This is a genomic window from Craterilacuibacter sp., assembly GCF_051659485.1.
GTDB lineage: Bacteria > Pseudomonadota > Gammaproteobacteria > Burkholderiales > Chromobacteriaceae > Craterilacuibacter.
This window is the reverse complement of the sequence record NZ_JBOFOO010000069.1, coordinates 1-3589: the sequence shown is the minus strand read 5'-3', so window position 1 is coordinate 3589 and position 3589 is coordinate 1. Positions and strand designations below refer to the sequence as shown.

General features: G+C 57.7%; 4 protein-coding genes. 3 read left to right on the top strand and 1 reads right to left on the bottom strand.

The annotated features are described in order from the left end of the window. Nucleotides 1-109: 109 nt before the first annotated feature. The 3 genes from ACRC1E_RS02355 to flgJ (ACRC1E_RS02345) all read left to right on the top strand — a co-directional run bounded on the left by ACRC1E_RS02355 (nt 110) and on the right by flgJ (ACRC1E_RS02345) (nt 2114). Complete coding sequence (locus ACRC1E_RS02355) at nt 110-760, top strand: hypothetical protein (RefSeq protein ID WP_438513501.1); 651 nt, start codon at nt 110-112, stop codon at nt 758-760. After that, the gene (gene flgJ, locus ACRC1E_RS02350) at nt 757-1296 is read left to right on the top strand and encodes a flagellar assembly peptidoglycan hydrolase FlgJ (RefSeq protein WP_438513500.1); all 540 of its coding nucleotides are present in this window, start codon (nt 757-759) and stop codon (nt 1294-1296) included. Before ACRC1E_RS02355 ends, flgJ (ACRC1E_RS02350) begins: the two co-directional genes overlap by 4 nt. A 176-nt stretch (nt 1297-1472) precedes the next feature. Further along, nucleotides 1473-2114: a flagellar assembly peptidoglycan hydrolase FlgJ gene (gene flgJ, locus ACRC1E_RS02345; protein ID WP_438513499.1), complete on the top strand. Its 642-nt coding sequence runs from the start codon at nt 1473-1475 to the stop codon at nt 2112-2114. Nucleotides 2115-2236: 122 nt separating this feature from the next. Here flgJ (ACRC1E_RS02345) and ACRC1E_RS02340 read toward each other — a convergent pair whose 3' ends face one another. Next, nucleotides 2237-3550: an MFS transporter gene (locus ACRC1E_RS02340; protein ID WP_438513502.1), complete on the bottom strand. Its 1314-nt coding sequence runs from the start codon at nt 3548-3550 to the stop codon at nt 2237-2239. Nucleotides 3551-3589 lie beyond the last annotated feature (39 nt).

The following is a 3589-nucleotide window of genomic DNA, read 5'->3' as shown; positions in this document are numbered from 1 at the left end:
TGTCGACCCTGCTGATGCGCGAACCATCACTGAGCTGAGTTTTTTACCAACTACATCACCGCCGGCGTGCAAGCGCTGGCGGTTTTTTGCTTTTGGGAAGGTTGTCATTTTGCTTTTGTCATTTCCGGGGCGGGTCATTCTCCTGAGTCTGTCGCTATTGGCGTTTGTCCTCTTGTCTGTCTGGCTGCCGGATGCACAGCATCGTGCCTTGCTAATGGAGAACGGGCCGGTTGAAGCGGTGTCTTCTTTGCTTTATCTGTTGGGGGCTGGCCTGCTGCTGTGGCGTAGTTCTGGTGCGCGTTGGCAGCAATGGCCATGGTGCTTGCTGCTGGTGCATCTGGCAGTACGCGAGGCCGGCTTGCGCAGCACGATACTGGGGGGCAAGGGTACCAATCTTGACTACTACCTGAATCCGGCCATTCCCTTGTTGCTCAAGAGTCTGGCCTTGCTGGTACTGGTCGCGACAGCACTGGCCGGCTGGAAGTTGCTGCGTGCAGCGCCGGCATGGCTGCGGGCGCTGTGGCAGGGACGCGAGGCGGCATGGTGGCTGTTTGTGGCGGGCGCTTACGGTGCATTTGCCCAAGTGTTCGACAACTGGAGCAAATTGTTTGGTGCCCCTAGCTTGCTGCAAGAGCGTTTATTCCTGTCGCTGGAAGAAATTTTCGAACTGGGCATGGCGCTGGCGCTTGTGCTGGCCTTGCATGGCTGGCGCCGCCGCGTAGTGTCACCGTCATGGCATGCTGCCGAGGTGTCATCATGAAGGCCGGTTTAGGGCTGGTTTGTAGTGTTCTTTTATTATCGGCTTGCGCCAGCCGTCAGCCGCCGGCGCAGACCGCGACGCTGCAGGCGGCTTTCGTTGCGCGCATGTTGCCGCATGCAAAGCCCGCAGCAGAGGAGTTGGGCGTAGCACCCGAACTGATTGTTGCCCATGCCGCGCTGGAAAGCGGCTGGGGGCAACGTCCTATCCGTCAGCCAGATGGCTCGGACAGTCATAATCTGTTCAGCCTGAAGGCCACGCGCAGTTGGGAGGGGGATACGACCAAGATATGGACAACCGAGTATCTCAAGGGGCGCAAGCTCAAGCGCCAGGAGGTATTTCGGGCCTATCCGTCGTTCGGGGCGGCATTTGATGATTATGCCGCCTTACTGCTGCGGCTGAACCGCTACGCAGATGTCCGCAATCAAGGAGATGACGCGGAGGCTTTTGCCCGTGCACTGCATGCTGGCGGCTATGCCACCGACCCGGCTTATGTTGAAAAACTGGTGGGTGTGGCGCACGGATTGCAGCTGCTATAGGTGGCTATGGACGCGGGCATTTGAATGCGCCCTGTGGTTTTTATTTGTTTATTTGATATAAAAACCATGAATATCAAAGGCTTGTCTTTTTTTGATGACTTGCGGTACTTAATGTTTTCGAGGTAGTATGCGCTCCCTTTTATTCGCCCGGTTGTTTGGGTTTGACAGGAGTCGGTTTGCGCAAGCATTTTCTACTGTTCCCGTTTGTTGTCCTATTCTTCGCTGCATGTAGTAATTCTGCCATTACGCCACAGACTCCAGAAGTCAGCAGTGGCCGCCTGCAAGCCGATGTCACCACCAGTGCGCCCGTTGCACAGATCAAGCCCGCTTCTATTCCTTCCGATCCTATCGGTGCATTTGCCTACCATATGTTGCCGCATGCCGAAGAGGCCGCCGAGGCGCTGGGCGTCGATCCCGCGATTATCGTGGCGCATGCCGGGCTTGAAAGCGGCTGGGGTAAAAAGCCGATCCGCTTTGCCGATGGACGCGACAGCTACAATCTGTTCAGCCTCAAGGCTTACGATTCATGGACCGGCGATACAGTCAAAATTCGTACCACCGAGTACCTGAATGGACGCAAGGTCAAGAAAATTGAAACATTCCGCGCCTATCCTTCTTTTGAGGCCGCATTCGAGGACTATGCTTCCTTGCTCACCAATAACCAGCGTTACGCCAAGGCGCTGGGCCAAGGCGACAATGCCAAGGGCTTTGCCCAGGCCTTGCATAAGGGCGGTTATGCGACCGATCCGCGCTATGTCAGCAAATTCGCCAGTGTCACCAAAAAAGTGCGCCGCGCCAGTGATAGCCTGAGCGCCTAAGCCGGTAATAATCCGATATCCGCCATGCAATAAAACGCCAGCCTCGCGGGCTGGCGTTTGTGCGTGCAGCTAAGGGTAAGCAATCAAATCATCTGCTCTGCCGCGATGGCGTGATCGGCATGCTATGCCTTGTGCGGCAAACGCCTGAGCCATGCGCTGCGCTCGCGCCAGATGCGCGGGGCGCTGGCGATCAGGTGCAAAGTCGCGACGATATTAAGTACCGCCACGCCCAGAAACAATATGGCGATATTGTCCACCAGCATCAGGGTGATGGCGCTAGCCAGTGCCGCCGCCACCATATACAGGCCGTTGATGATGTTGTTGGCCGCGATGGCCTGCGAGCGGAAGGCATCCGGGCTGGCTATTTGCAGCCAGGTATAGAGCGGGACGGTAAAGAAGCCGCCGAAGAAGCCGAGTCCGGAAATCGCGATGATGACCCGCCAGTGCCCCGGTTTCGCCAGATAGTCGCCCAGGCTGATCAGCCCGCCTTGGTAGTGGCTGAGTGCCGACAGCGCCAGATCGGCACCAAATAGGCTCATGCCTATGCTCCCCACCAGTACCAGACCCAGTTGCAGTCGGCCTTGCGATAATTTGGCGCAGGCGACGGAACCTGCGGCGATTCCGATGGAAAACAGTGCCAGCATCAGGGTGTAGACATTGGCATCACCGCCCAGGTGTAAACGGGTGAAGGTGGGTAACTGGGTGGTATAGGTCGCCCCCATCAGCCAAAACCACGAAATGCCCAGAATCGCCGCGCGTACGTCTTTCAGTCGCCACGCTTCGGCGATCAGCGACAGGGTGTCGGTGGCAATATTGGCCGATAGCTTGATGTCGGGTGCCGCCGGCGGCGCTGGCGGCATGGCACGGCTGATGCCGAAACCGGCAATGGCGACGGCAAAAGTGGTCGCGACAATCGCCCATGGGCCGCCTTGCGCCAGCAGGCTGCCGCCTATCTGGCCAATCAGGATGGCGAGAAAAGTCCCCATCTCGATCAGGCCGTTGCCGCCGACCAGTTCGTTCTCTTTCAGGTATTGCGGCAGTACCGAGTATTTCAGCGGACCGAAGAAGGCTGAATGTACGCCCATCAGGAACAGAGCCGCCAGCAGCAGGCCGGCAGACGACAGCACGAAGCCGGTGCCGGCTAACAGCATGATGGCGACTTCGGCCAGTTTGATGGCGCGAGCCAGCGCAGCCTTGTCCATTTTTTCCGACAGTTTGCCGGCGGTGGCTGAAAACAGGAAAAACGGCAGAATGAAGACGGCCGCGCAGATGTTGACCAACTGTTCGGGCGGCATGCCGGCAAAAGACAGTCCCTGGTAGCTGATCAGCACCACGATGGCGGTTTTAAGCAGGTTGTCGTTGAAGGCGCCAAGAAACTGGGTGCCGAACAGCGGGAAGAAGCGCCGCGTGGCGAAAAATGAAAAGGAAGCCTGCACGAAGGGTCCGGACGTAAAAAAGCGGGAAGGGCATGGTAG

Coding starts and splice junctions, on each gene's coding strand:
- flgJ (WP_438513500.1), top strand. CDS start 757: ATGAAGGCCGGTTTAGGGCTGGTTTGTAGTGTTCTTTTATTATCGGCT.